The following is a 23,951-nucleotide window of genomic DNA, read 5'->3' on the forward strand; positions in this document are numbered from 1 at the left end:
AAAAAGACCCCGCTCAGCCTGGCTGAGCGGGGCCTTTTTTTGCCTGCGGCCTTCCATCTATTGTGGCGAGGGAGCTTGCTCCCGCTTGAGTGCGCAGCGCTCACAAGCTTTTCGGGTCTGCTACGCAGCCCAGCGGGAGCAAGCTCCCTCGCCACAAAAGCTCATTCCACAGTTCAGACGCCGAACTGGGCCCGATACGCTTCCACGGCTGGCAGATGCTGCTTGAGCTGCGGGTCGTCGGCGAGGAATTCCAGCACCTGGTTCAGCGAAACGATGCTGATCACCGGAATACCGAAGTCACGCTCGACTTCCTGGATTGCCGACAATTCACCGTTGCCACGCTCCTGACGGTTCAGGGCGATCAGCACGCCAGCGGCCTTGGCGCCGTCCTGGGACGCGATGATCTGCATCACTTCGCGGATCGCGGTGCCAGCAGTGATCACGTCGTCGATGATCAGCACTTCACCGGTCAGCGGCGCGCCGACCAGGCTGCCGCCTTCGCCGTGAGCCTTGGCTTCCTTGCGGTTGAAGCACCAAGGCAGGTCACGGTTGTGGTGTTCGGCCAACGCGACGGCGGTGGTGGCTGCCAACGGGATGCCTTTGTAGGCCGGGCCAAACAATACGTCGAAAGGAATGCCGCTTTCGGCGATGGCTGCCGCGTAGAAACGCCCCAGCTGCGCCAGGGCCGAACCCGAGTTGAACAGGCCGGCATTGAAGAAGTAGGGACTGGTGCGCCCGGACTTCAGGGTGAACTCACCGAAGCGCAAAACGCCGCGATCGATGGCAAAACGAATGAAATCGCGCTGATACGCTTGCATGAAAAAAACCCCAAATACCACGGATTTAGCTAATTAGCTTGACGCCGTGTATCATACACGCACGCGATTTTTGGGGCCATTTATGCGGATCATCAGTGTGAACGTCAATGGTATTCAGGCTGCAGTCGAGCGTGGTTTGCTCAGTTGGCTGCAGGCACAGAATGCCGACGTCATCTGCCTGCAGGACACCCGTGCCTCCGCCTTTGAACTGGATGACCCAGCCTTCCAACTGGATGGCTACTTCCTTTATGCCTGCGATGCTGAAGTCCCTGCCCAAGGCGGCGTGGCTTTGTATTCGCGGTTGCAACCGAAGGCTGTCATCAGCGGTCTCGGTTTCGAGACGGCCGACCGCTACGGGCGCTACCTGCAAGCAGATTTCGACAAAGTCAGTATTGCCACCTTGCTGCTTCCTTCGGGGATGAACGGCGATGAGGATTTGAACCAGAAGTTCAAGCTCATGGACGACTTCGGCAAGTACCTGGACAAGCAGCGGCGTAAACGTCGCGAGTACATTTATTGTGGCTCGCTGTACGTTGCGCAGCAGAAGCTCGACATCAAGAACTGGCGCGACAGCCAGCAATCCCCGGGCTTCCTGGCGCCAGAACGCGCCTGGATGGACGAGATTGTCGGCAACATGGGCTATGTCGATGCCCTGCGCGAAGTCAGCCGCGAAGGCGACCAGTACAGCTGGTGGCCGGACAACGAACAGGCCGAGATGCTGAATCTGGGCTGGCGCTTCGACTACCAGCTGCTGACCCCGGGCCTGCGCCGCTTCGTACGCAGCGCACGCCTGCCGCGCCAGCCACGGTTCTCGCAGCACGCGCCGCTGATCGTCGACTACGACTGGACGCTGACCATCTAAGCGTCGATCCGTGAATGCAAAAAAGCCGACATTGCTGTCGGCTTTTTTGTGGGTAACTGCTTTTCAAATGTGGGAGCGGGCTTGCTCGCGAAGGCGTCGTGTCAGCCACCTACTCGTTGACGGATACACCGTCTTCGCGAGCAAGCCCGCTCCCACAAGGGAAATCGTCGCTGGTTATTATTTGATCAGTCGCCAGGTGAATGGATAACGGTAGGGAAAGCCTTCGTTCGCCTTCACCCCGGCAATGATCGTCAGCACCAACGCGCCAATAGCCAGCAGCCCCAGCAAGAAGAAGCCAATGATCAGCACCATCAGCAGCAGACAGATCGCGGCAGCAATCGCCACGGTGATCTGAAAATTCAGCGCTTCCTTGCCCTGGGCATCGATGAACGGATCGGTTTCGCGCTTCATCTGCCACAGGATCAGCGGCCCGATCAGGTTGCCGAACGGAATCCAGATCCCCAGCAAGGCGGACAAGTGACAAAACATCGCCCATTGGCGAACCTCCTGGCTCGGCTTGGGCAGCAACTCTTGCTCATCACTCATCGCGTCCTCCTTGCGGGTTACGAACCTGCTCAGTCGGCCAGTGCGGCCTTTTGCAGTTCGAAGATTTCGTTCATGCCTTTCTTGGCCAGTTCCAGCATGGCGTTCAGCTCTTCAGGCTGGAACGGCGCGCCTTCGGCGGTGCCCTGGACTTCGATGAAGCCACCAGTGCTGGTCATCACCACGTTGAGGTCGGTCTCGGCGGCGGAATCTTCAAGATAGTCCAGATCCAGCACCGGCTCGCCCTGATACATACCGACCGACACGGCGCCGATCATTTGCTTGAGCGGGTCGCCGCCTTTCAGGCCGCCGCGCTTCTTGATCACTTTCAACGCATCGACCAGTGCCACCATCGCGCCGGTGATGGACGCGGTGCGGGTGCCGCCGTCAGCCTGGATCACGTCGCAGTCGACGTACAGGGTGACGTCGCCCAACTTGGACATGTCCAGCGCAGCGCGCAGGGAACGACCGATCAGACGCTGGATTTCCAGAGTGCGGCCGCCCTGCTTGCCACGGCTCGCTTCACGCTGATTACGCTCGCCAGTGGCGCGCGGCAGCATGCCGTACTCGGCGGTCAACCAGCCCTGGCCTTGCCCTTTGAGGAAGCGCGGCACGCCGTTTTCGACGCTGACGGTGCAGATGACCTTGGTATCACCGAATTCGACCAGTACGGATCCCTCGGCGTGTTTGGTGTAGTTGCGGGTAATGCGGATCGAGCGAAGCTGATCGGCAGCGCGACCACTTGGACGTTTCATAGGGAATACCTGTACTGGGGACGGAAAACTGCCGAGCATTATAGAGCGCTGCACCGCGCCTGGGCACGGGTTAAAAATTCCGACCGTCGACCCAGAGGCCTGAAACGCGCATAACCGACGGCCTGCAGCCCTTTGTCACACCGTGTGTTTGGGCGCATCCGCCGCACTGCGCTACAATCCTGCGCCTTTGCTGCCAGTCGGCTTAAATTCATTGATATCGAGCCTGCGGAACATCCCTTCTGCGCCGATCTGCATTGCGAGGTCACCGCCATGGTGCACAGCATGACCGCCTTCGCCCGCGTCGAAAAAGCCGGCGCCCAGGGCACCCTGAGCTGGGAGCTGCGTTCGGTCAACAGCCGCTATCTCGAACCGCACCTGCGCCTGCCGGAGTCGTTCCGCGACCTTGAGGGCGCGGTGCGTGAAGCCCTGCGTCAGGGCCTGTCGCGGGGCAAACTGGAATGCACCCTGCGCTTCACCGAAGAAAGCACCGGAAAACCGTTGCAGGTCGACCGCGAGCGCGCCGCGCAACTGGTCGCCGCCGCCGAAACCGTTGCCGGCCTGATCAAGAACCCGGCGGCACTGAACCCTCTGGAAGTGCTGGCCTGGCCAGGCGTGCTGGTGGCCGACGCGACCGATCCGCAAGCCCTGAACGCCGAGGCGCTGGCCCTGTTCAATCAAGGCCTGAAAGAACTCAAGGCCGGCCGCGAGCGCGAAGGCGCGGAGCTGGCACGCCTGATCAACGAGCGCCTGACTTCAATTGAAGAGGATGTCGTGACCTTGCGCGAACTGGTGCCGCACATGCTCGCCACCCAGCGCCAGAAAGTCCTCGACCGCTTCACCGACATGAAGGCCGAACTGGACCCGCAGCGTCTGGAACAGGAAATGGTCATCCTCGCGCAAAAGAGCGATGTGGCCGAAGAGCTGGATCGCCTGAGCACCCACATCATCGAAGTGCGCCGGGTGCTCAAGTCCGGCGGTGCCGCCGGCCGGCGCCTCGACTTCCTGATGCAGGAGCTCAACCGCGAAGCCAACACACTGGGCTCCAAGGCCTTCGACCCGCGCAGCACCCAGGCCGCCGTCAACCTCAAGGTGTTGATCGAGCAGATGCGTGAACAAGTGCAGAATATTGAGTAAGGCAACAGACATGACCCACAGCACCGGCACCCTGTACATCATTTCCGCCCCATCGGGTGCGGGCAAGAGCAGCCTGGTCAAGGCTTTGACCGATGCCAATCCGGAAATCCGCGTCTCGATCTCCCACACCACCCGCGCCATGCGTCCGGGTGAAGTGGACGGCGTGAACTATCACTTCGTGACCCGCGAAGAGTTCGTGAAGATGGGCGAGCACGGCGACTTCCTCGAACGCGCCGAAGTCTTCGGCAACTTCTACGGCACCTCGCAAAGCCGCTTGCAGCAGACGCTGGACGAAGGTCACGACCTGATTCTGGAAATCGACTGGCAAGGCGCCGAGCAAGTGCGCAAGCTGATGCCGCAGGCACGCTCGATTTTCATCCTGCCGCCGTCGCTTCAGGCCCTGCACCAGCGCCTGACCAACCGCGGTCAGGACAGCGACGAGATCATCGACGGCCGGATGCGCGAAGCGGTCAGCGAGATGAGCCACTATGTCGAGTACGACTACCTGATCATCAACGACGATTTCGCCCATGCACTGGACGATCTCAAGGCGATTTTCCGCGCCAACCAGCTGCAACAGAAACGCCAGCAGGTACGTTTCGGCAAATTACTGGCCGAACTGCTCGGTTAATCAGCACTTCCCAAAACCGCTGCAAGCGCTTTACATTGGCGCTTGCAGCGCGTTGAAGGGTCTGGTCAAAAAATCAGCGCTTCCCTAATCGCTGGTGATTTTTTAAACTGCTCAGTCCGCTCGCCCAACCGGGCAGCGCGCATATTGCATTCGCTCCGAGGAATACCATGGCCCGCGTAACCGTTGAAGACTGCCTAGAACACGTGGAAAACCGCTTTGAGCTGGTCATGCTCTCTACCAAGCGTGCCCGTCAACTGGCCACCGGCGGCAAAGAGCCACTGGTCCAGTGGGAAAACGACAAACCGACCGTTGTCGCCCTGCGTGAAATCGCAGAAGGCCTGATGAGCTACGAGTTCATCGCCGAGCAGGAAATCGTCCACGAAGACCCGGTCTTCGCTGCGTTCGAGGACGAGTCCAACGAGGCCGTCTAAGCCTATGCCTGGTCGACGTAGCACGGCGCGGGAACACAGCCTACGGCAGGAGTCATCATGCCGAGCATAGACGCCCTCGCCGATCGCTTATCGACCTACCTCGGCAACGACCAGGTCAACCTGGTCCGCCGAGCGTATTTCTACGCCGAACAAGCCCATGACGGTCAGCGCCGTCGCAGCGGCGAGGCGTACGTCACCCATCCTCTGGCGGTGGCGAATATTCTTGCCGACATGCACATGGACCATCAGAGCCTGATGGCCGCGATGCTGCATGACGTGATCGAAGACACCGGTATCGCCAAAGAGGCGCTGCAAGCGCAGTTCGGTGAAACCGTGGCCGAACTGGTCGACGGGGTCAGCAAACTGACCCAGATGAACTTCGAGACCAAGGCCGAGGCCCAGGCCGAAAACTTCCAGAAAATGGCCATGGCCATGGCCCGCGACATTCGCGTGATCCTGGTCAAACTCGCCGACCGCCTGCACAACATGCGCACGCTGGAAGTGCTGTCCGGGGAAAAACGCCGCCGGATCGCCAAGGAAACCCTCGAAATCTACGCGCCCATCGCCAACCGGCTGGGCATGCACGCGATTCGTATCGAATTCGAAGACCTCGGCTTCAAGGCGATGCACCCGATGCGTTCCGCGCGGATCTACCAGGCGGTCAAGCGCGCCCGGGGCAACCGCAAGGAAATCGTCAACAAGATCGAAGAGTCCCTCGGCCACTGCCTCGCGATCGACGGCATTCAGGGCGAAGTCAGCGGGCGCCAGAAACACCTCTACGGCATCTACAAGAAAATGCGCGGCAAGCGTCGAGCCTTCAACGAGATCATGGACGTCTATGCGTTCCGGATCATCGTCGACAAGGTCGATACCTGCTACCGCGTGCTGGGTGCTGTGCATAATTTGTACAAACCGTTGCCGGGGCGCTTCAAGGATTACATCGCGATCCCCAAGGCCAACGGCTATCAGTCGCTGCACACCACACTGTTCGGCATGCACGGCGTACCGATCGAGATCCAGATCCGTACCCGCGAAATGGAAGAGATGGCCAACAACGGCATTGCCGCCCATTGGCTCTACAAATCCAGCGGTGACGAGCAGCCGAAAGGCACTCACGCCCGCGCCCGTCAGTGGGTCAAAGGCGTGCTGGAAATGCAGCAACGTGCCGGCAACTCGCTGGAATTCATCGAGAGCGTGAAGATCGACCTGTTCCCGGACGAGGTCTACGTGTTCACGCCCAAAGGCCGGATCATGGAGCTGCCCAAAGGCTCCACGGCGGTCGACTTTGCCTACGCGGTGCACACCGACGTCGGCAACAGCTGCATCGCCTGCCGGATCAACCGCCGTCTCGCACCGCTGTCAGAACCGCTGCAAAGCGGCTCCACGGTCGAGATCGTCAGCGCACCCGGCGCGCGGCCGAACCCGGCGTGGCTCAACTTCGTGGTCACCGGCAAGGCACGCACGCACATCCGCCATGCGCTGAAACTGCAACGCCGCTCCGAGTCCATCAGCCTCGGCGAACGCCTGCTGAACAAGGTGCTCAACGGTTTCGACAGCTCGCTGGAGAAGATCCCGGCCGAGCGCGTCACGGCCATGCTTACCGAGTACCGCCTCGAACTGATCGAAGATTTGCTCGAAGACATCGGCCTCGGTAATCGCATGGCCTATGTCGTGGCGCGCCGTCTGCTCGGCGAAGGTGAACAGTTGCCCAGTCCGGAAGGTCCGCTGGCGATTCGCGGCACCGAAGGTCTGGTGCTCAGTTACGCCAAGTGCTGCACGCCGATACCGGGCGACCCGATTGTCGGTCATCTGTCGGCGGGCAAAGGCATGGTCGTGCACCTGGACAACTGCCGCAACATCAGCGAAATCCGGCACAACCCGGAAAAATGCATCCAGCTCTCGTGGGCCAAGGATGTCACCGGCGAATTCAACGTCGAACTACGCGTCGAGCTGGAGCACCAGCGCGGCCTGATCGCCCTGCTGGCCAGCAGCGTCAACGCGGCCGACGGCAATATCGAGAAAATCAGCATGGACGAGCGCGATGGCCGCATCAGCGTCGTCCAGCTGGTGGTCAGCGTCCACGACCGTGTGCACCTGGCCCGCGTGATCAAGAAACTGCGCGCCCTGACCGGGGTCATCCGCATCACCCGCATGCGTGCCTAACTCACACCTAACAAGGAGTCATACATGACCAAGACTGTTATCACCAGCGACAAGGCCCCAGCCGCCATCGGTACCTACTCCCAAGCGATCAAGGCCGGCAACACTGTCTACATGTCGGGCCAGATTCCTCTGGACCCAAAAACCATGGAACTGGTTGAAGGCTTCGAAGCCCAGACCGTCCAGGTGTTCGAGAACCTCAAAGCCGTGGCTGAAGCTGCCGGCGGTTCGTTCAAGGACATCGTCAAGCTGAACATCTTCCTCACCGACCTGAGCCACTTCGCCAAGGTCAACGAGATCATGGGCAAGTACTTCGACCAGCCGTACCCGGCCCGCGCCGCCATCGGCGTTGCTGCCTTGCCGAAGGGTTCGCAAGTCGAAATGGATGCCATCCTGGTCATCGAGTAATGCACACGGCGCAGCCCTCACACGCTGCGCCGACTGCTCTGCGGTAAAGAAAAGGTTTTGAAAGGATTCCACCATGCGCAAAGCGCTTGCTCTCTCGCTGCTCGCCATTTTCCTCGGCGGCTGTGCCAGCGACCCCGCCGACCGTGACATCAGCGGCACCTGGATCAACCAGGTGGCGATCGATGCTGCTGCCAAGGGCGGCCCCCTGCGCGAAGCGCTTCAGGCCTATGGCCCGAACCTGGAGTGGGATGTCAACACCAAGGCCGGTCAGGCCCGCTACACCAACGGTTTCGAGAACGTCGAAGGACGGTTGCAGGGCGAACAGTCCGGCGCCTGGAAAGTCGACTTCTATGGCAGCTCCGGCAGTGAGCTGAAACGTGACGGCGGCCGGATGAAACAAGCCGCCACCGAGAACGAACCCGACCAGCTGTTCGACCGCGCACAAATCCCCGTGCCGGAAGGCGCGCCAATCGGCGCCAGCTTCGAACGCGCATTGTATTCGGCCTACTTGGGCGGCAGCTGGAAGATTGCCAGCGGCGACGGCGAAGGCGGCACCGTGCAGTTCCAGGCCGACGGCCAGGTGTCCGGTCTGCCCGGCGCCGACCGCTATGCCCTGTGCCTGGCAGGCGACTGCGCCTCGATGAACAGCGACCACGACAGCATGTGGCTGCAACTCAACGGCCAGGGCAACAACTGGATCTTTGCCCGCAAAGGCAAGGCGCTGGAGATTTTCCAGGCAGTGAACAGCGCACTGGCGGATGAAATGCCGCAGTTCACCCCGGGTGAACGCAAGTGGTTGCTTGAGAAGCAGTAACCGCGCCTGAGAGCAACACGTAACCCTGTGGGAGCGGGCTTGCTCGCGAAGAGGGTGTGTCAGTCGACATCAATGTTGCCTGACACACCCTCTTCGCGAGCAAGCCCGCTCCCACAGTGGTTTGTGGCGTTAGGAAGTCAGCACTTACCTTCAAGAATCGCCGCATAGCCTTCGCGATAACTCGGATACTTCGGCGTCCAGCCCAGCGCCTTCGCCCGGGCATTGCTGCAGCGCTTGCTGCCGGTGCGACGGACGCTGGCGTCTTCCGCCCAATCGGTAACCCCCAGATATTCGCGCAGCCAGGCAACCACTTCGGCCAAGGGTGCGGGCGCATCGTCCACACCGATATAGATATCCTGCAATGGCTTGCCCTGATGAGCCGCCTGCAGCAGAAACGCCATCAGCCCCGCCGCGTCATCAGTGTGAATGCGATTGCCGTACAGAGGCGGCTCGACCGCCACCCGATATCCGCGACGCACCTGGGTCAGCAGCCACTCACGACCCGGGCCGTAAATGCCGGTCAGGCGCACGATGCTCGCCGGAATGCCGCTTTTCAGCGCCACTTGCTCGGCCTCAAGCATCAGTCGCCCGGAGTATCCGCTGGCGACAGTCTCTGAATGCTCGTCGACCCACTCCCCTTCCTGCTGCCCGTACACACTGCTGCTGGAAACGAACAGCAGCCGCTCAGGGGTCTGCCCATAGTCGTCCAGCCAGCTCAGCACGTTCTGCAAACCCTGCACGTAAGCCGCACGATAACCGGCCTCATCGTGATCGGTTGCCGCTGCGCAATACACCAGGTAATCCACCGCCCCGACCGGCCAGGTCTCTGGGCAATCTTCCTTGAACAAGTCACCGGCCACGCCGATGACGCCGTCCGGCAATCGCGAAACATCACGGCGCAGACCATGCACCTCCCAGCCGGCGGCCAACAATTGCGTAGCCAGACGACTGCCGACGTCACCACAACCGGCAATCAAAACAGAAGGCGCAGACATCAAAAAACTCCCAAACGAAAGGAACAGACTAGCCCTCGCAAAGGACGAACGGCTAGCAATGAAGGAAAAAAAGAAACTCTATTACTTTTGTTAACAAGAATTACTTGCAATAATGCACCCCACTTTTGTTCTCGGCCTCACGAGGCCTGGAAGAGCATCACCGTTTTTCTACCTCAGGTCCGGCCAGCATGACACGTAATCAAATCCCCGCTTCGCCAACCAAACGACCTCGCGCCTTCAGCGCGGTGGCGGCCCTGCTGCTCAGCCTGATGCTGGCGCCGACCGCCGCTTTCGCTGACGCACAAGCGCCAGCCGCTCCGGCTGCCACCGAACAGCACGCGCCTGCTGCCGCCGCGCCAGCCGCCACCGACCCGGTACAGGCTGTAGACGCCAGCGCAGCAGACGCGCCTGAGGTGCTCGAACCCGACAACACCCTGGGCATGGCCCACGACCTGTCGCCATGGGGCATGTACCAGAACGCCGACATCATCGTGAAAATCGTGATGATCGGTCTGGCCATCGCTTCCATCATCACCTGGACCATCTGGATCGCCAAAGGCTTCGAGCTGATGGGCGCCAAGCGTCGTCTGCGGGGTGAAATCGCTGCGCTGAAGAAAGCCGCGACCCTCAAGGAAGCCAGCGCCACTGCAGCGAAGGAGGGCACCCTGGCCAATCTGCTGGTGCACGACGCGCTCGAAGAGATGCGCCTGTCGGTCAACAGCCGCGAGAAAGAAGGCATCAAGGAGCGCGTCAGCTTCCGTCTTGAGCGCCTCGTCGCAGCCTGTGGCCGCAACATGAGCAGCGGCACCGGCGTCCTCGCCACCATCGGTTCCACCGCGCCGTTCGTCGGCCTGTTCGGTACCGTGTGGGGCATCATGAACAGCTTCATCGGCATCGCCAAGACCCAGACCACCAACCTCGCCGTCGTGGCGCCGGGCATTGCCGAAGCGCTGCTCGCGACCGCTCTGGGCCTGGTTGCCGCGATTCCTGCGGTAGTCATCTACAACGTGTTCGCCCGCTCCATCGCCGGCTACAAGGCGCAGGTGTCCGACGCTTCGGCGCAGGTTCTGCTGCTGGTCAGCCGTGACCTCGATCACCAGCCTGAGCGCAGCAGCTCGCAACCACACATGGTGAAAGTGGGGTAATCGGCCATGGGCCTGCATTTGAAAGAAGGCGCAGACGACGATCTGGCCGAGAACCACGAAATCAACGTCACGCCGTTCATCGACGTGATGCTGGTGCTGCTGATCATCTTCATGGTGGCCGCCCCGTTGGCCACAGTAGACATCAAAGTCGATCTGCCGGCCTCGACCGCCAAACCGGCGCCGCGCCCGGAGAAACCGGTGTTCCTCAGCGTAAAAGCTGATCAGCGTCTGTACATCGGCGACGACGAAGTCAACGCCGAAACCCTTGGTGCCGTCCTCGACGCCAAGACCCAGGGCAAGAAAGACACCACCATCTTCTTCCAGGCCGACAAAGGCGTGGACTACGGCGACCTGATGAGCGTGATGGATAAGTTGCGCTCGGCCGGTTACCTGAAGGTCGGTCTGGTGGGCCTTGAGAGCGCAGCCAAGAAATGATCACGACGCGCCATAAGCTGACGCGTTACAGCGGTAGCCTGGCCGTGGTGCTGGGCGTTCACGCGCTGGCCATCGCGCTGGCGCTGAACTGGACCGCCCGCCCGCCCATCGAACTGCCGCCGCAGGCAATGGTGGTCGAGCTGGCACCGGTTCCGGCCCCGCCACCGCCTGCTCCGCCGAAAGTCGTCACACCGCCGCAGCCACCGGCTCCGGTTGAAGAGCTGCCGATTCCGAAACTGGCTGAAGCACCCAAGGCCGAAATTGCCGTACCGAAGCCGAAACCCAAGCCAAAGCCGAAACCGCAGCCACCCAAACCGGTCGAGAAAAAACCGGAACCCGTGAAGGAAAAACCTTCCGAGGAAAAACCGGCCGACACGCAACCGACCCAGGCACCGACGGAGAAATCCGCCCAGCCGGCACCGGGCCCGTCGCCCGCACAATTGGCCGCCAAGGCCAGTTGGCAAGGCACCCTGCTCGCGCACTTGGCCAAGTACAAAAAGTATCCGCAAAGCGCACAGGCACGGGGCAAGGAAGGCCTGAACCGTCTGCGTTTCGTGGTGGATGCCGAAGGTAATGTGCTGTCGTTCGAACTGGTGGGCCGCTCCGGCAATGCTGATCTGGACCGGGCCACCCTGGAAATGATCCGCCGCGCCCAACCGCTGCCCAAGCCACCGGCGGACATGTTGACCAACGGCTCGATCGAAATTGTCGCGCCGTTTGTGTACTCCCTCGAGAGACGCCGCTGATCCAATGTGGGAGCGGGCTTGCTCGCGAAAGCGTCGTGTCAGTCGACATCAATGGTTCTGACACACCGCATTCGCGAGCAAGCCCGCTCCCACAGGGTTTTATGTCGACTATCAGATTGAAATAAAGGCACCGAAAGGTGTCTTTTGCATATCTGGCAACGGCAAACTCACATTGCCCGGTGTCGCATTCCTCACTCAGTCTGATAACGTGCGTCTATCGATTGCAGCCGTTATGCTTGGCCCGCAACTTCATGGACGCTTGCTATGACACTCACAGAATTACGCTACATCGTTACCCTCGCCCAAGAGCAGCACTTCGGCCACGCCGCCGAGCGTTGCCACGTCAGTCAGCCGACCCTGTCGGTGGGCGTGAAAAAACTTGAAGACGAACTCGGTGTGCTGATTTTCGAGCGCAGTAAAAGCGCCGTGCGCCTGACCCCGGTCGGCGAAGGCATCGTCGCCCAGGCGCAGAAAGTCCTGGAGCAGGCGCAAGGCATCCGTGAGCTGGCCCAGGCCGGCAAGAACCAGTTGACCGCGCCGCTGAAAGTCGGCGCGATCTACACCGTCGGCCCGTACCTGTTCCCGCACCTGATTCCACAACTGCACCGGGTCGCCCCGCAAATGCCGTTGTACATCGAAGAAAACTTCACCCACGTGCTGCGCGACAAACTGCGCAACGGCGAGCTCGACGCGATCATCATCGCCCTGCCGTTCAACGAAGCCGACGTGCTGACCCTGCCGCTGTACGACGAGCCGTTCTACGTCCTGATGCCGGCCCAGCACCCGTGGACGCAAAAAGAATCCATCGATCCGGGCCTGCTCAACGACAAGAGCCTGCTGCTGCTCGGCGAAGGCCACTGCTTCCGCGACCAGGTGCTCGAAGCCTGCCCGACGCTGACCAAGGGCAACGACGGCGCCAAGCACACCACCGTGGAATCCAGCTCGCTGGAAACCATCCGGCACATGGTCGCCTCCGGTCTGGGCATCTCGATCCTGCCGCTGTCGGCGGTGGACAGCCACCACTACGCCCCGGGCGTGATCGAAGTGCGTCCGCTGTCGGCGCCAGTGCCATTCCGCACCGTGGCGATTGCCTGGCGCGCGAGCTTCCCGCGGCCGAAAGCCATCGAAATCCTCGCCGACTCCGTTCGCCTGTGCTCGGTGGCCAAGCCCGCCGCACCGGTTACGGCCGGTTAAGCCAGGGACATGACTGAGCTGTCGCAAGTGTCGGTGACGGCACTCAAGGGTGTCGGCGAAGCCATGGCCGAGAAGCTGGCCAAGGTCGGCCTGGAGAATCTCCAGGACGTGCTGTTTCACCTGCCGCTGCGTTATCAGGATCGCACCCGCGTGGTGCCGATCGGCCACTTGCGACCGGGCCAGGACGCCGTGGTCGAAGGCACCGTCAGCGGCGCCGACGTGGTCATGGGCCGGCGCCGCAGCCTGGTGGTGCGCATGCAGGACGGCACCGGCGGACTGAGTCTGCGCTTCTACCATTTCAGCAACGCGCAGAAAGAAGGCCTCAAGCGCGGCACGCGGATTCGCTGCTACGGCGAAGTGCGGCCCGGCGCTTCGGGGCTGGAAATCTACCACCCCGAATACCGCGCCATCACCGGTGACGAACCGCCGCCCGTGGATGAAACCCTGACCCCGGTCTACCCGCTCACCGAAGGCCTGACCCAACAGCGCCTGCGCCAGTTGTGCATGCAGACCCTGACGCTGCTCAAGCCGAACACCCTGCCCGACTGGCTGCCGACCGAACTGGCCCGCGACTACCAACTGGCGCCGTTGGCCGACGCGATCCGCTACCTGCACAACCCGCCCGCCGACGCCGATGTCGATGAGCTGGCCCTCGGTCATCACTGGGCCCAGCATCGGCTGGCCTTCGAAGAACTGCTGACCCATCAACTGTCGCAACAACGCCTGCGCGAAAGCATGCGTTCCCTGCGCGCGCCAGCGATGCCGAAGGCGAAAAAACTGCCACCGAAATACCTGGCCAACCTCGGCTTCAACCCGACCGGCGCCCAGCAACGCGTCGGCAACGAAATCGCCTACGACCTCAGCCAGCACGAACCGATGCTGCGGCTGATTCAGGGCGACGTTGGTGCGGGCAAAACCGTGGTCGCCGCCCTCGCGGCGCTGCAAGCACTGGAGGCCGGTTATCAGGTCGCACTGATGGCGCCGACCGAGATCCTTGCCGAGCAACACTTCATCACGTTCAAGCGCTGGCTCGAACCGCTGGGCATTGATGTCGCGTGGCTGGCCGGCAAGCTCAAGGGCAAGAATCGCGTCACCGCGCTGGAACAGATCGCCAGCGGCACGCCGATGGTGGTCGGCACCCACGCGCTGTTCCAGGACGAAGTGCAGTTCAAAAATCTGGCACTGGTGATCATCGACGAACAACACCGCTTCGGCGTGCAGCAGCGTCTGGCGCTGCGGCAGAAAGGCGTCGGCGGGCGCATGTGTCCACACCAACTGATCATGACCGCCACGCCGATCCCACGCACGCTGGCGATGAGCGCCTACGCCGACCTCGACACCTCGATCCTCGACGAACTGCCGCCCGGTCGCACCCCGGTCAACACCGTGCTGGTCACCGACACCCGCCGCGTCGAAGTCATCGAACGGGTGCGCAGCGCCTGCGCCGAAGGGCGTCAGGCCTATTGGGTGTGCACCCTGATCGAAGAGTCGGAAGAGCTGACCTGTCAGGCCGCCGAAACCACGTTCGAAGACCTCACCGCCGCCCTCGGTGAGCTGAAAGTCGGGCTGATTCACGGGCGCATGAAGCCCGCCGAAAAAGCGGCGGTCATGGCCGAATTCAAGGGCGGCAACCTGCAACTGCTGGTCGCCACCACCGTGATCGAAGTCGGCGTCGACGTGCCCAACGCCAGCCTGATGATCATCGAAAACCCTGAGCGTCTGGGCCTCGCGCAGCTGCACCAATTACGCGGCCGCGTCGGCCGGGGCAGCGCGGTCAGCCATTGCGTGCTGCTCTACCATCCGCCGCTGTCGCAGATCGGCCGCCAGCGCCTGGGCATCATGCGCGAGACCAACGACGGTTTCGTCATCGCCGAAAAAGACCTCGAACTGCGCGGCCCCGGCGAAATGCTCGGCACGCGCCAGACCGGTCTGCTGCAATTCAAAGTCGCCGACCTGATGCGCGACGCCGACCTGCTGCCCGCCGTACGCGATGCCGCGCAAGCACTGCTGGAGCGCTGGCCGACTCACGTCAGCCCATTGCTGGACCGCTGGTTGCGCCACGGGCAGCAATACGGCCAAGTGTGAGCACCGTCGCAGTTTGTGCAGGATCGTTCCTACAGAGCTGGTTATACTCCTGCCATTGTTTCAAAAACGGATACACACCATGACCGAAGCCGCTCTCGCCCCCGAACTCCCGCACGCTCCGTCCGTCATTCGGCTGCTGCTGGGCAAGCTGGGCATCGCTTACGAAGAAGTGCTCGACCACCACGGCCTCAATGCTTCGCGCAAGGTACAAGCCGTATTGCTGGACGATGCTGTGGGCGCGCTGATGGTGCTGTTTCCGCAGAGCCAGTTGCTCGACCTCAATCGCCTCGCCGAACTCACTGGCCGACGCCTGACCGCCGTGTCCACCGAGCGCCTGGAAAAGATGCTCGGCAAACACAGCCTGAGCCTGCTGCCGGGCCTGCCGGCGCTGACCAGCTCGCCGTGTCTCTACGAAGAAAGCCTGCTGCGCGAACCGAAGCTGCTGATCAACTCCGGCGAGCCGGGCCTGCTGCTGGAAATCGCCAGCGAAGACTTCAAGAGCATGCTGACCAAGGCCAGCGCCGCCAATTTCGGCGAAGCCCTGAGCAGCATCCGCCCGAACCTCGACCGCCCGGACGATGACCGCGAGGAAATCACCCTGGCTGTGCAGGCGTTCACTGCACGCCGGATTCAGCAGCGTCTGGAAGCGACCATCGAGATTCCGCCGCTGGCCGAGACGGCGCAAAAAATCATCAAGTTGCGCGTCGACCCCAACGCCACCATCGACGACATCACCGGCGTGGTCGAAACCGACCCGGCGCTGGCTGCACAAGTGGTGAGCTGGGCCGCATCGCCATACTACGCGTCGCCGGGCAAAATCCGTTCGGTGGAAGACGCGATCGTTCGCGTGCTCGGTTTCGATCTGGTGATCAACCTGGCGCTGGGCCTGGCCCTCGGCAAGACCCTGAGTCTGCCGAAAGACCACCCGCAACACACCACGCCGTACTGGCAGCAGTCGATCTACACCGCCGCCGTCATCGAAGGCCTGACCCGCGCCATGCCGCGCGCCCAGCGCCCGGAAGCCGGCCTGACCTATCTCGCCGGTCTGCTGCACAACTTCGGCTACCTGCTGCTGGCCCACGTGTTCCCGCCGCACTTCTCGCTGATCTGCCGTCACCTGGAGGTCAACCCGCACCTGTGCCACAGCTACATCGAGCAGCACCTGTTGGGCATCAGCCGCGAACAGATCGGCTCGTGGCTGATGCGCTACTGGGACATGCCCGATGAACTGGCCACCGCCCTGCGCTTCCAGCACGACCCAAGCTACGACGGCGCCTACGCCGAATACCCGAACCTCGTCTGCCTGGCCGTGCGCCTGCTGCGCAGCCGCGGCATCGGCTCCGGCCCCGACGAAGACATCCCCGACGCCCTGCTCGAACGCGTCGGCCTGACCCGCGACAAAGCCAACGACGTCGTCAGCAAAGTCCTCGAAGCCGAAGTCCTGCTGCGCGAACTGGCCTCGCAGTTCAGCCAGGCCTAAACCAAAACAGGCCCGCTCCCCCAAGGTTTACACAACCCCTGTGGGAGCGAGCCTGCTCGCGAAGAATCCAACTCAATCCAACTGACTCAGCGAAACCCTGTGGTGAGGGGATTTATCCCCGACCGACTGCGCAGCAGTCGCAAACCCAGGCAACAGGGTGTGTCAGTTATATCGAGGTCTCAGGTTTTGGGGCCGCTGCGCAGCCCATCGGGGATAAATCCCCTCGCCACGACAGCCCATCTTCTCAAGCCCTTCTACTCAAGCCTTAGGCTTGGCCTTCCTCGGCTTCAAATACTTCATCAACCCCTGAAACCACATCACCAGCGCCGGATTCCCCTTCAGCTGGATCGACTTGTCCTGAATCCCCTGCATAAACGCCAGCTGCTTGTTCTTCGCCTGCATCGTGGCAAAGGCATACCCCGCATCCTTGAACGCAATCGCAAACGCCGGCTCCGCCACCACCCCAGACTTGCTGGTAACGCGCTGATTCTTCACCACGAAATGCCGCGCCACTTTCCCGTCCAGCGTCTGCAGCTGAAACACCAGATCCTTGTCACCCAACTGCTGCTGGAACGCAGGATTTGTCCGGCTGGCCTTACCCATCAACAAACCCATCATCCACAGAAGAAAACGAAATTTCATGCGCACAGCCTCAAAAGGAAAATGAACGGCCGGGGCAGTGTAAGGGATTCAGACGATAACGCCACTATCTGCCTCTAATGGAAGATGATGCAGCCCATTTCCCGCACGATGACCACCAAGTCACGCCTCAGCAATCCACTTCCTACACCTGTTGAAACACATCCCTGTAGGAGCTGCCGAAGGCTGCGATCTTTTGATCTTCCGGCCTGCAAACCTATGGGAAATTTCCTGCAAAGTGCCGCGATACCTATGAACTAGGCAGGTTGGCAGTTCGTCGATAGCCTCTGTGTGTCGCCGCAAAATCGGCGACTCGGACGTGCAAGTCCGGTTCAGGTGCACATTCGTTGATGGCATTTCGCCGAGCGTTTTCCTATGCTCGCGGATCGTTATGGCGGCTGTGCGTCGGAGGCCTTCGGGTCTGCCGGCCACCTGGACCGGTCTTGCACACCAACGCACAGCTGCCACCTCTTTCGAAGTGCAAAGCGAATAGGTGTCGGCCTCACAACTCCAGGAAGCTGCACCATGATCAAACCAACACCCAATCCCCCCGAAACCCCAGACATATCGCCCTACGAATCGCTGGAATCCAAGAAATTCCACGAAGCCGCCGAACGCGCCCTCGACCACCATTTCAAACCGCGCACCGAATCCCAACCCAAACGCGAAACCGGCCTCTTCAGCCTCACCCCCGGCACCGACGCCGAAGCCCTCATGGCCAACGCCTCCGAAGACCTCCTGTCCATCAGCGCCATCGCCTGCGACCTCGCCGACGACCTCCACGGCTCCCGCCGCTCGGTTGCACTGGCCCTGAGCAGAATGGCGGATGGGGTGCGATTGATGGTGGAAGGGACGCTCGACCACATTGAAGTGCGGAACGTGGCGGCCAAGTCGTAGCGGGATTTGCGGATGAAAAAAGGGGACGTTAAGTCCCCTTTCTGCACCTATCGGTAAAAAATCCAGACACAAAAAAACTGCCAATCAGGCAGCTTTTTCGAGAATCCGAAACCTTCAGCCGGCCAGTCGACCGACAGACTCGAAATCACTGCCTTTGGACAGTGCGACATCCAGAAAGCGGCTGCGCTTACCGGAACGTTTGGCCAAAACCTCACGAGCTTCGGCCTGGAACCGGGCAGCCATCATAGGCTTGGGTTCATGTTTGGACTTTTTCATGGAAACCTCTCGGGTCTCGAAATTTGACTGGATAGTATTACCGCTCAACCCCAATAACAAGCCGGCCCGTCGGATCAAAGCCAAACCCTAAACTCTCATACAACGGTATAGCAGCGGCGGCTGGTTCTTGAACTTCAATTTCCGTACAACCTATTAAGATCGCGTAGTTTTCAATCGCGGTTAGCGCCAAAGCAGCCACGGTGCCTCGCAACGGATGAGATCTGTCCGGCTTGCCCTCCAGAATCACAATCTTGATGCACAGCTTGCTCTTGCGAGGTGAGGCATAACACAACCCACATAATTCTCGGTCGAACCAAAGCGAGACATCAAAACCTCGGATGTCAGCCTGCTTCCATTGATGCACGTCATGCCATGGGTATAGCGTAGCCTCATCCCCCCACAGATCGGCGGCTTCGATGGCAGTAAGAGTAATGGGCTCATATCGAATTTGAGTTGTATCAATACCTCTGGTTATGAGGTTCTGGTTCTCGCGCGCCAGGGCTTCCGCTGCCTTACGCGCCTCAGATCTCCAGATCTGGTAGCGATACCCGTTCCCTCGACTCTTGGACATGGACAACCACTGGCAATTTTCAAGGTCGAGAGCGTAGCGGCGTTTGAAGGCTTTTGAACATCAACGGAAATACCCTGACATTGATTATCTGGTCCGAGCAATTCACGGTCCTTTAGCCTCAGCCCACTTACGCCATCGTTCATCGGCAGGACGGGGTGAGATTGGTTACGCCGTAACGAGATTTGTGGATGAAAAAGGGGACGTTAGGTCCCCTTTCTTCAAGACTTTATCCCCACTGACAACCCGTCTCTGGAGAGGCCTCGATGCTGAAGTCTTCATCGAACGAATACTGTTTGCCGGATTTGTAATTCGTGTAACGCATCGAGTTCACCCGAGCACCTTGCGTTGCAATGACATACTGCCCCGTCACTGCACCGTCTGAAACTTCCACCCAAGTCGTCGTGAATTCGTAGGGGCCGTCCTCCGTCATGACGTATTCTTCGGTTCGGTGATGAACCAGAGCAATGGCGTTCTTCGACTTGCTATACCTGACACTTGCGCCGCTCCATTTGGCGGCCGCGTCGTAATAGGTTCTGAATTCAAAATCGATATTTTTGCCTTCCAGCGAGCGGAAGCACCTTACCTGTGTAGAAACTTCACTGTGCGCAGCCAGTGGCATTAGAAGAAGCACAGAAATAAACGCAGGCAAAAATTTCAAACCGAACATTCCTTTAGCGGTTTCATGAGGTATCAGAAAACACATCTACAGCAACTCAACGAGCGTTGATCACGCCTCGGGCGCCAAAGCGCGGCGCTCACCCACCCTCGCCGGGATCTTCGAAGCCTTCCCCGCTTCAGACATTCGCGATGAGTATTGCTTGTATGCCGCCACCGCCCGCTCTTTATCGTTCACGGCCCAATAACTGTCAGCGAGATTCAGGTAAGCAACCGTCCTGTTTGGGTGGTTGGCAATCACTGCATTGAGCAACTCAATCGACTCAGCGTAGTAACCCGCCTCGCCCAGTAAAAACCCAAGGTCGTTGGACCAGCCGGGACGCTGCGGGTAGTAGTACTTTGCGACGATATAGCTTTCCGGGGGACAAGTGTCATGCGAGCCGCCGCCCATCAACGCGTAGCTCATCGTATCCTTGAAGGAAGAGTCATCACCCTTTCGGTAGGCTGCCAGCGCCATATCCAGCAAATCAGCCGAATCGACGGTCATCAATTTCTTTCTCACGCCCTTAATACTGCCAGTACGAGCAACCTGCAGCTTCTGCAGCGCTTCACGCCCATCGAAAGAAGCGAGAGTGATGGGGCCCAATGTCTGCACCGGCAACTCCACTACGCTGACAAGCGACCGGTCACAGGAGTCGTTGTTCGCAACTTCCAGGAGAGCTTTCAGCTCAAACTGCTTTGAACCTCTGTTGAAGGCGAACAACAGGTTGAAGTTATAAACCGCGTTATCTTCTTCGCTGGTTACTAGCGCGATGTAATCCCCAGCCTCAACGAACGGCTGCTTGACCACAGCTTCCTCAGCCTGTGGATCAATGACGGTCATGACGCCAGGGCGACCTTTGAGTACATGGACGCTGAAGACACCCTGAAGCGCAGACGAGTACTGACTTTTGATCAGAGGCAGCGCCTTCGACGTATCGAGCAAGATGTCCTCATCACGTGTCTGTACCGGCGCAATCAACAATCGGTTGGAGGCCTCGTCCGCATCTCCTGCCAGAACAAATACGTTTTGCCGTGATGCATCACCCAGCAAGCTAGCCGGAATTTCCTTGAGGACTTGGGGCGCAGCAAGCGCGGGAGAACCCGGTACAGCGACACAACAAGTTAGAGCGCAGAGAACGCTCTGCAATACGCGTTTCACTTTCTTCAATCCTTGATTCAATCAAATGATGTCCAAATACACCCCAATAGAGCTTGTCCGATTACGCACCGGGTTCAGGCGCGCCGCACTTTAGTTCTTCAATTCGCTCATTCTGGATCGGTATCACACAAGCGAGCCGCTTCTCTCCTTCCCCACGAAGCTCGAACAAGCTGAGCGTCAGGTGTAAACCATCAGCAGCAAATGCATGATCCTCAAACAATGCACTGGCATAACCATTCCAAAACGATTTGCCGTCAAAACTGCAAAACCGCTTGGAGGACAGAACTCTCCAACCGCCGTTGGGCGCCAGAATCTGGACCGTCAGGCATGGGCTGCCAAAGGTGCTGACATAACGTGCCACGACATTGCCGAAGCGCTGGGAGCCGGACAGGTACACCTTGTTGAGATCGAGCACATTACCCGGCTCATCAGCGACGATTGTGTCCAGGTAAGCCGCACGCTCCAGACTCAGTCTGGCCATGCAGTTGTTGATCGTCGTGACATGCGCTGCCACCCCTGGCTCGATTTCCGTGGCTTCAAGCGGGCATGTGGTGTCGCGTAGCTTGATCCAGGCGCGCTGGGATTCTCTGGCCATGGCGACCAGCGCCTTGCCCTGCTCAGGGTCAAGCCGTTGTTGAGCCTCAAACCGTCCCAGCATTTTCTTGTAGCTGGCATTGAGTTGCGTGTCGGCTTCCTTGCGGACTGCCTCCACACACCGATCGACCTGGGCGCTCACGGTGATTTCCTTGCAGTCGTCCTCGGCCATCGCAAGAGAGGCAAACAGGCATACAAAGGACAACGCGATAAAACGCACAAACATGTTCAATTTTTCATTCCCTGAATTGCGGATCGCTCAACTACGCGTCGAGGTATTTTCTGCGCCTTGCCGTCGGCGCTCATCGCGTCGCGGTACTGGCTGTAATAGCGCTGCGCTTCATCTTTGCGATCAAGGCGCCAGAGTGAATCGGCGATGTTCAACATCAGTACTGTGCGTTTACCAACGGCCTCAACGCCGCGATAAAACTTCAGCGCCAACTCATCTCTACCGCCCTCGGCTAGATAAAAACCCAGGTCGTTGTACGCCTGAACATTTTGCACCGGGGGATAGCACGCCATGTAGGATTCGGGACTCAAAAAAGTCAGACCCGATTCGATGGAGTCAGCGCGGGACTGCGCAGCGTTGATGGTCGAAATATATTTCAGCCAGTCTCTTGGGGACTCCGTTTCCAGGGTAGGCGTGAGGACTTCGCCATCTTCCGAAAACCACTGATTGCCCACCCATTTGCCGAGACAAAAACGAGGGGAACGCTCGGCCAGCACGCAACCAGTTTCCATGGAGATCACATCGCAATGCTGTTGCGACTACAGTTTTTCTTCACCATTTTCAAGCGACAACATGCCGAACACGACGGGGTCGAGCAGCAAGGTTTTCTTGTCAGGACTGAGCCAGTCCGGGTGTCCATCGGCGCCAACATCGGTACTGAAGAGCGGGAAGATTTTGCCGTTGGCGGTGAACCATGCAGTCGCCGAATCCACACCGGGCATCGTCCATTTTGTCGCTCTAAACGTCACGGTGTGTCCGTCGATGCCGGCTATCGGTGGGTCCTCGGCAAAGGCACTTGTGGCGGCAAGAAAGCTGCCGATCATCAACACCCACTTAAGGCTGGCCATAGACGATCCTCTTCACCGCCGGGCTTTCTGACATTAGCTGTCTCTTCGTAACGCCATAGGCCTTGATCAGCTCTTCCCGAGATCCCTTCGAGCCAAAAGAGCGTTGGTTATTATCGAAGCTGTATTGCTCCAATCGCCCTGTTGTCGAGTAATACCCATGCCACTCCGCGCAGGCACCGCAACCGCCATATCCGCCTATCGAAACAAGACTGCCCTTGGTGCCTTCCACGCAATCCATCGCCACAACGACATTGCTCAACATCTTCGTCTTCGCACCGTCGGAAGTGAGTTGTGAAACTTTGCTGATATCGCGTCGAAGCACCTTGCTACCGATGTTGATGGTCTGGTCGGAGCAAACTGGGATAACGTGGGTTTCCGCATCATCCACCGTCACCGATCGGCAAGACGACACCAACACCACTTCAACACCGCCGCACTGCATGACATCGCGTTGGGTGTAAGCATCCGTCGGCGCGGCGAAGGCTGGGGAAGAGAACAACCATGCCAGCCCCCCGAAAAACAAAAACTGATTCATTAAGAAATCCTTTTCGCCGTTAACCAGCCTGTTGTTCCGCCAAGCACTTCGCATAGCCGTCCGCAAACTTGGCATCGAATGACAATGCCACTGGCTCCTCCAACTCCGCCGAGCTATTGAGCAATACACGGGTAGCCGGGGTGTATTTGATCCAGCCAATCGTGCCGGTGCCGTCGGTGTCGAAAAACAGCTGAGCGCGCACCACTTCACCGTCGTCCTCATCGATCAGCAAATTGACCTTATCCTTGCCGACATAACGAAACGGAAAATCGCTGCTCCTGACAAGCTCAGTAAGGTAGCCGTAGCAACTCCCTTCGCTGGCAGTCGCGGGCAGTGAATGAGGTAATAGCGAAAGCGCAATCAGCACCGACCGAATGAAAAACCGATTCATCCACTCACTCCTCATCCATCGGCGACGATTCCACGTCGGTCATGCTCAGCAGCCGAAACTCATTGTTCACAAACTCGTAGTAACGATCCCGATTACCACTTTCCAACGCATTCCCCTGGGCATCTTCTTCGCCGTCGAGCGTGATGCCGGAGACGATGATCAAACGACTATCTGGCTGGTAAACCATGCCGAAGGTGCTGCCGTCGTAAGCATTCGGCAGACCGCCAACAACCTCACCGGTCTGGGCGTCCAGCACTTCGCCGCAAATGGCGCTGCCGCCACAACCTAGTCTGTGCAGGATGTAATGGCCGGCGAAGTTGACCTTGCCTTGCAAGGCTTGCACCCGTGCCTGATCCATCATTGAGCTGCTGTTTTCTTGCAGCACCAACTTATGGTTGGGGCCGGTGAACACTGGCGTGACGGTGTAATCCTTGAAGGTTGGGTCGGCAGCGAATGCCATGGACGCGGCAGCCAATATCAAGCTGCCGAGAACAATCGAAAATCCTTTCACGTAGTAAC

The 23,951-nt window shown here is 59.7% G+C and carries 29 protein-coding genes; 14 read left to right on the forward strand and 15 right to left on the reverse strand.

What is annotated here, in order from left to right; translation table 11 throughout:
• Positions 1 to 173 precede the first annotated feature (173 nt).
• A complete protein-coding gene (gene pyrE, locus V9L13_RS19905) occupies positions 174 to 818 on the reverse strand; it encodes an orotate phosphoribosyltransferase (RefSeq protein ID WP_007954442.1) in 645 nt (214 codons plus the stop codon).
• Positions 819 to 900: 82 nt separating this feature from the next.
• Here pyrE and V9L13_RS19910 point away from each other — a divergent pair, with 82 nt between their 5' ends.
• Positions 901 to 1,680 carry an exodeoxyribonuclease III gene (locus V9L13_RS19910; RefSeq protein ID WP_003229491.1) on the forward strand — a complete coding sequence of 260 codons (780 nt, stop codon included), beginning with the start codon at positions 901 to 903 and terminating at the stop codon, positions 1,678 to 1,680.
• A 177-nt stretch (positions 1,681 to 1,857) separates the two neighbouring features.
• Here the strand turns inward: V9L13_RS19910 and V9L13_RS19915 are convergent, their stop codons facing one another.
• Positions 1,858 to 2,226, reverse strand: a complete 369-nt coding sequence (locus V9L13_RS19915; protein ID WP_003229492.1) for a DUF4870 domain-containing protein — start codon at positions 2,224 to 2,226, stop codon at positions 1,858 to 1,860.
• A 29-nt stretch (positions 2,227 to 2,255) separates the two neighbouring features.
• The gene (rph, locus tag V9L13_RS19920) at positions 2,256 to 2,978 is read right to left on the reverse strand and encodes a ribonuclease PH (protein WP_003229494.1); all 723 of its coding nucleotides are present in this window, start codon (positions 2,976 to 2,978) and stop codon (positions 2,256 to 2,258) included.
• Between the two features lie 270 nt (positions 2,979 to 3,248).
• Between rph and V9L13_RS19925 the strand changes: the two genes are divergently transcribed.
• The 6 genes from V9L13_RS19925 (at position 3,249) to V9L13_RS19950 (ending at position 8,556) form a co-directional block, all read left to right on the forward strand.
• Complete coding sequence (locus V9L13_RS19925) at positions 3,249 to 4,112, forward strand: YicC/YloC family endoribonuclease (RefSeq protein WP_338800336.1); 864 nt, start codon at positions 3,249 to 3,251, stop codon at positions 4,110 to 4,112.
• Positions 4,113 to 4,122: 10 nt separating this feature from the next.
• Positions 4,123 to 4,743: a guanylate kinase gene (gmk, locus tag V9L13_RS19930; protein WP_003229498.1), complete on the forward strand. Its 621-nt coding sequence runs from the start codon at positions 4,123 to 4,125 to the stop codon at positions 4,741 to 4,743.
• Between the two features lie 167 nt (positions 4,744 to 4,910).
• Positions 4,911 to 5,174, forward strand: coding sequence for a DNA-directed RNA polymerase subunit omega (rpoZ, locus tag V9L13_RS19935; RefSeq protein WP_003229503.1), 264 nt, complete (start codon positions 4,911 to 4,913; stop codon positions 5,172 to 5,174).
• A 57-nt stretch (positions 5,175 to 5,231) separates the two neighbouring features.
• Positions 5,232 to 7,337, forward strand: a complete 2,106-nt coding sequence (gene spoT / locus V9L13_RS19940) for a bifunctional GTP diphosphokinase/guanosine-3',5'-bis pyrophosphate 3'-pyrophosphohydrolase (protein WP_003229505.1) — start codon at positions 5,232 to 5,234, stop codon at positions 7,335 to 7,337.
• A 24-nt stretch (positions 7,338 to 7,361) separates the two neighbouring features.
• Positions 7,362 to 7,742, forward strand: coding sequence for a RidA family protein (locus tag V9L13_RS19945; RefSeq protein WP_003229509.1), 381 nt, complete (start codon positions 7,362 to 7,364; stop codon positions 7,740 to 7,742).
• A 73-nt stretch (positions 7,743 to 7,815) separates the two neighbouring features.
• Positions 7,816 to 8,556: a hypothetical protein gene (locus V9L13_RS19950; protein WP_103483724.1), complete on the forward strand. Its 741-nt coding sequence runs from the start codon at positions 7,816 to 7,818 to the stop codon at positions 8,554 to 8,556.
• A gap of 137 nt (positions 8,557 to 8,693) precedes the next feature.
• On the opposite strand, the gene V9L13_RS19955 is transcribed toward V9L13_RS19950, so the two are convergent.
• Entirely contained in the window at positions 8,694 to 9,551 is an 858-nt protein-coding gene (locus V9L13_RS19955) for an SDR family oxidoreductase (protein ID WP_338800337.1), read from the reverse strand.
• 188 nt (positions 9,552 to 9,739) lie between these two features.
• Between V9L13_RS19955 and exbB the strand changes: the two genes are divergently transcribed.
• The 6 genes from exbB to V9L13_RS19985 all read left to right on the forward strand — a co-directional run bounded on the left by exbB (position 9,740) and on the right by V9L13_RS19985 (position 16,636).
• Positions 9,740 to 10,696, forward strand: a complete 957-nt coding sequence (gene exbB / locus V9L13_RS19960; RefSeq protein ID WP_201136239.1) for a tonB-system energizer ExbB — start codon at positions 9,740 to 9,742, stop codon at positions 10,694 to 10,696.
• 6 nt (positions 10,697 to 10,702) lie between these two features.
• Positions 10,703 to 11,131 (forward strand): TonB system transport protein ExbD, encoded by a 429-nt coding sequence (gene exbD, locus V9L13_RS19965; protein WP_103483727.1) that lies wholly within the window; start codon positions 10,703 to 10,705, stop codon positions 11,129 to 11,131.
• On the forward strand, positions 11,128 to 11,877 hold the full coding sequence (locus V9L13_RS19970; RefSeq protein WP_103483728.1) for an energy transducer TonB: 750 nt from the start codon (positions 11,128 to 11,130) through the stop codon (positions 11,875 to 11,877). The genes exbD and V9L13_RS19970 overlap by 4 nt, the downstream gene beginning before the upstream one ends.
• A 264-nt stretch (positions 11,878 to 12,141) precedes the next feature.
• Positions 12,142 to 13,071, forward strand: coding sequence for a hydrogen peroxide-inducible genes activator (locus tag V9L13_RS19975; protein WP_007962352.1), 930 nt, complete (start codon positions 12,142 to 12,144; stop codon positions 13,069 to 13,071).
• 9 nt (positions 13,072 to 13,080) lie between these two features.
• Positions 13,081 to 15,156 carry an ATP-dependent DNA helicase RecG gene (gene recG / locus V9L13_RS19980; protein WP_338800338.1) on the forward strand — a complete coding sequence of 692 codons (2,076 nt, stop codon included), beginning with the start codon at positions 13,081 to 13,083 and terminating at the stop codon, positions 15,154 to 15,156.
• 79 nt (positions 15,157 to 15,235) lie between these two features.
• Positions 15,236 to 16,636, forward strand: coding sequence for an HDOD domain-containing protein (locus V9L13_RS19985; protein ID WP_338800339.1), 1,401 nt, complete (start codon positions 15,236 to 15,238; stop codon positions 16,634 to 16,636).
• Between the two features lie 258 nt (positions 16,637 to 16,894).
• Here the strand turns inward: V9L13_RS19985 and V9L13_RS19990 are convergent, their stop codons facing one another.
• Positions 16,895 to 17,278, reverse strand: a complete 384-nt coding sequence (locus V9L13_RS19990) for a helicase (protein WP_003229522.1) — start codon at positions 17,276 to 17,278, stop codon at positions 16,895 to 16,897.
• 522 nt (positions 17,279 to 17,800) lie between these two features.
• On the opposite strand from V9L13_RS19990, the gene V9L13_RS19995 reads away from it, so the two are divergent.
• Positions 17,801 to 18,172, forward strand: a complete 372-nt coding sequence (locus V9L13_RS19995; protein WP_338800340.1) for a DUF6124 family protein — start codon at positions 17,801 to 17,803, stop codon at positions 18,170 to 18,172.
• Positions 18,173 to 18,286: 114 nt separating this feature from the next.
• Here the strand turns inward: V9L13_RS19995 and V9L13_RS20000 are convergent, their stop codons facing one another.
• From V9L13_RS20000 to V9L13_RS20045, 10 genes are all read right to left on the reverse strand, one after another.
• Positions 18,287 to 18,448, reverse strand: coding sequence for a hypothetical protein (locus tag V9L13_RS20000; protein WP_338800341.1), 162 nt, complete (start codon positions 18,446 to 18,448; stop codon positions 18,287 to 18,289).
• 37 nt (positions 18,449 to 18,485) lie between these two features.
• A complete protein-coding gene (locus tag V9L13_RS20005) occupies positions 18,486 to 19,019 on the reverse strand; it encodes an N-acetyltransferase (protein ID WP_338800342.1) in 534 nt (177 codons plus the stop codon).
• A gap of 226 nt (positions 19,020 to 19,245) precedes the next feature.
• Entirely contained in the window at positions 19,246 to 19,686 is a 441-nt protein-coding gene (locus tag V9L13_RS20010; protein WP_102356290.1) for a hypothetical protein, read from the reverse strand.
• Positions 19,687 to 19,746: 60 nt separating this feature from the next.
• The gene (locus tag V9L13_RS20015; RefSeq protein WP_338800343.1) at positions 19,747 to 20,835 is read right to left on the reverse strand and encodes a tetratricopeptide repeat protein; all 1,089 of its coding nucleotides are present in this window, start codon (positions 20,833 to 20,835) and stop codon (positions 19,747 to 19,749) included.
• A gap of 61 nt (positions 20,836 to 20,896) precedes the next feature.
• Positions 20,897 to 21,655 (reverse strand): lysozyme inhibitor LprI family protein, encoded by a 759-nt coding sequence (locus V9L13_RS20020; protein WP_338800344.1) that lies wholly within the window; start codon positions 21,653 to 21,655, stop codon positions 20,897 to 20,899.
• 2 nt (positions 21,656 to 21,657) lie between these two features.
• A complete protein-coding gene (locus V9L13_RS20025; protein ID WP_338800345.1) occupies positions 21,658 to 22,155 on the reverse strand; it encodes a tetratricopeptide repeat protein in 498 nt (165 codons plus the stop codon).
• Between the two features lie 42 nt (positions 22,156 to 22,197).
• Positions 22,198 to 22,506: a hypothetical protein gene (locus V9L13_RS20030; RefSeq protein ID WP_338800346.1), complete on the reverse strand. Its 309-nt coding sequence runs from the start codon at positions 22,504 to 22,506 to the stop codon at positions 22,198 to 22,200.
• On the reverse strand, positions 22,493 to 23,041 hold the full coding sequence (locus V9L13_RS20035; protein WP_134784997.1) for a hypothetical protein: 549 nt from the start codon (positions 23,039 to 23,041) through the stop codon (positions 22,493 to 22,495). The genes V9L13_RS20030 and V9L13_RS20035 overlap by 14 nt, the downstream gene beginning before the upstream one ends.
• Positions 23,042 to 23,060: 19 nt before the next feature.
• On the reverse strand, positions 23,061 to 23,432 hold the full coding sequence (locus tag V9L13_RS20040) for a hypothetical protein (protein ID WP_134784998.1): 372 nt from the start codon (positions 23,430 to 23,432) through the stop codon (positions 23,061 to 23,063).
• Positions 23,433 to 23,436: 4 nt separating this feature from the next.
• On the reverse strand, positions 23,437 to 23,892 hold the full coding sequence (locus V9L13_RS20045; protein WP_183783528.1) for a hypothetical protein: 456 nt from the start codon (positions 23,890 to 23,892) through the stop codon (positions 23,437 to 23,439).
• Positions 23,893 to 23,951: the final 59 nt, after the last annotated feature.

Source organism: Pseudomonas sp. RSB 5.4, from assembly GCF_037126175.1.
Classification (GTDB): domain Bacteria; phylum Pseudomonadota; class Gammaproteobacteria; order Pseudomonadales; family Pseudomonadaceae; genus Aquipseudomonas; species Aquipseudomonas fluorescens_H.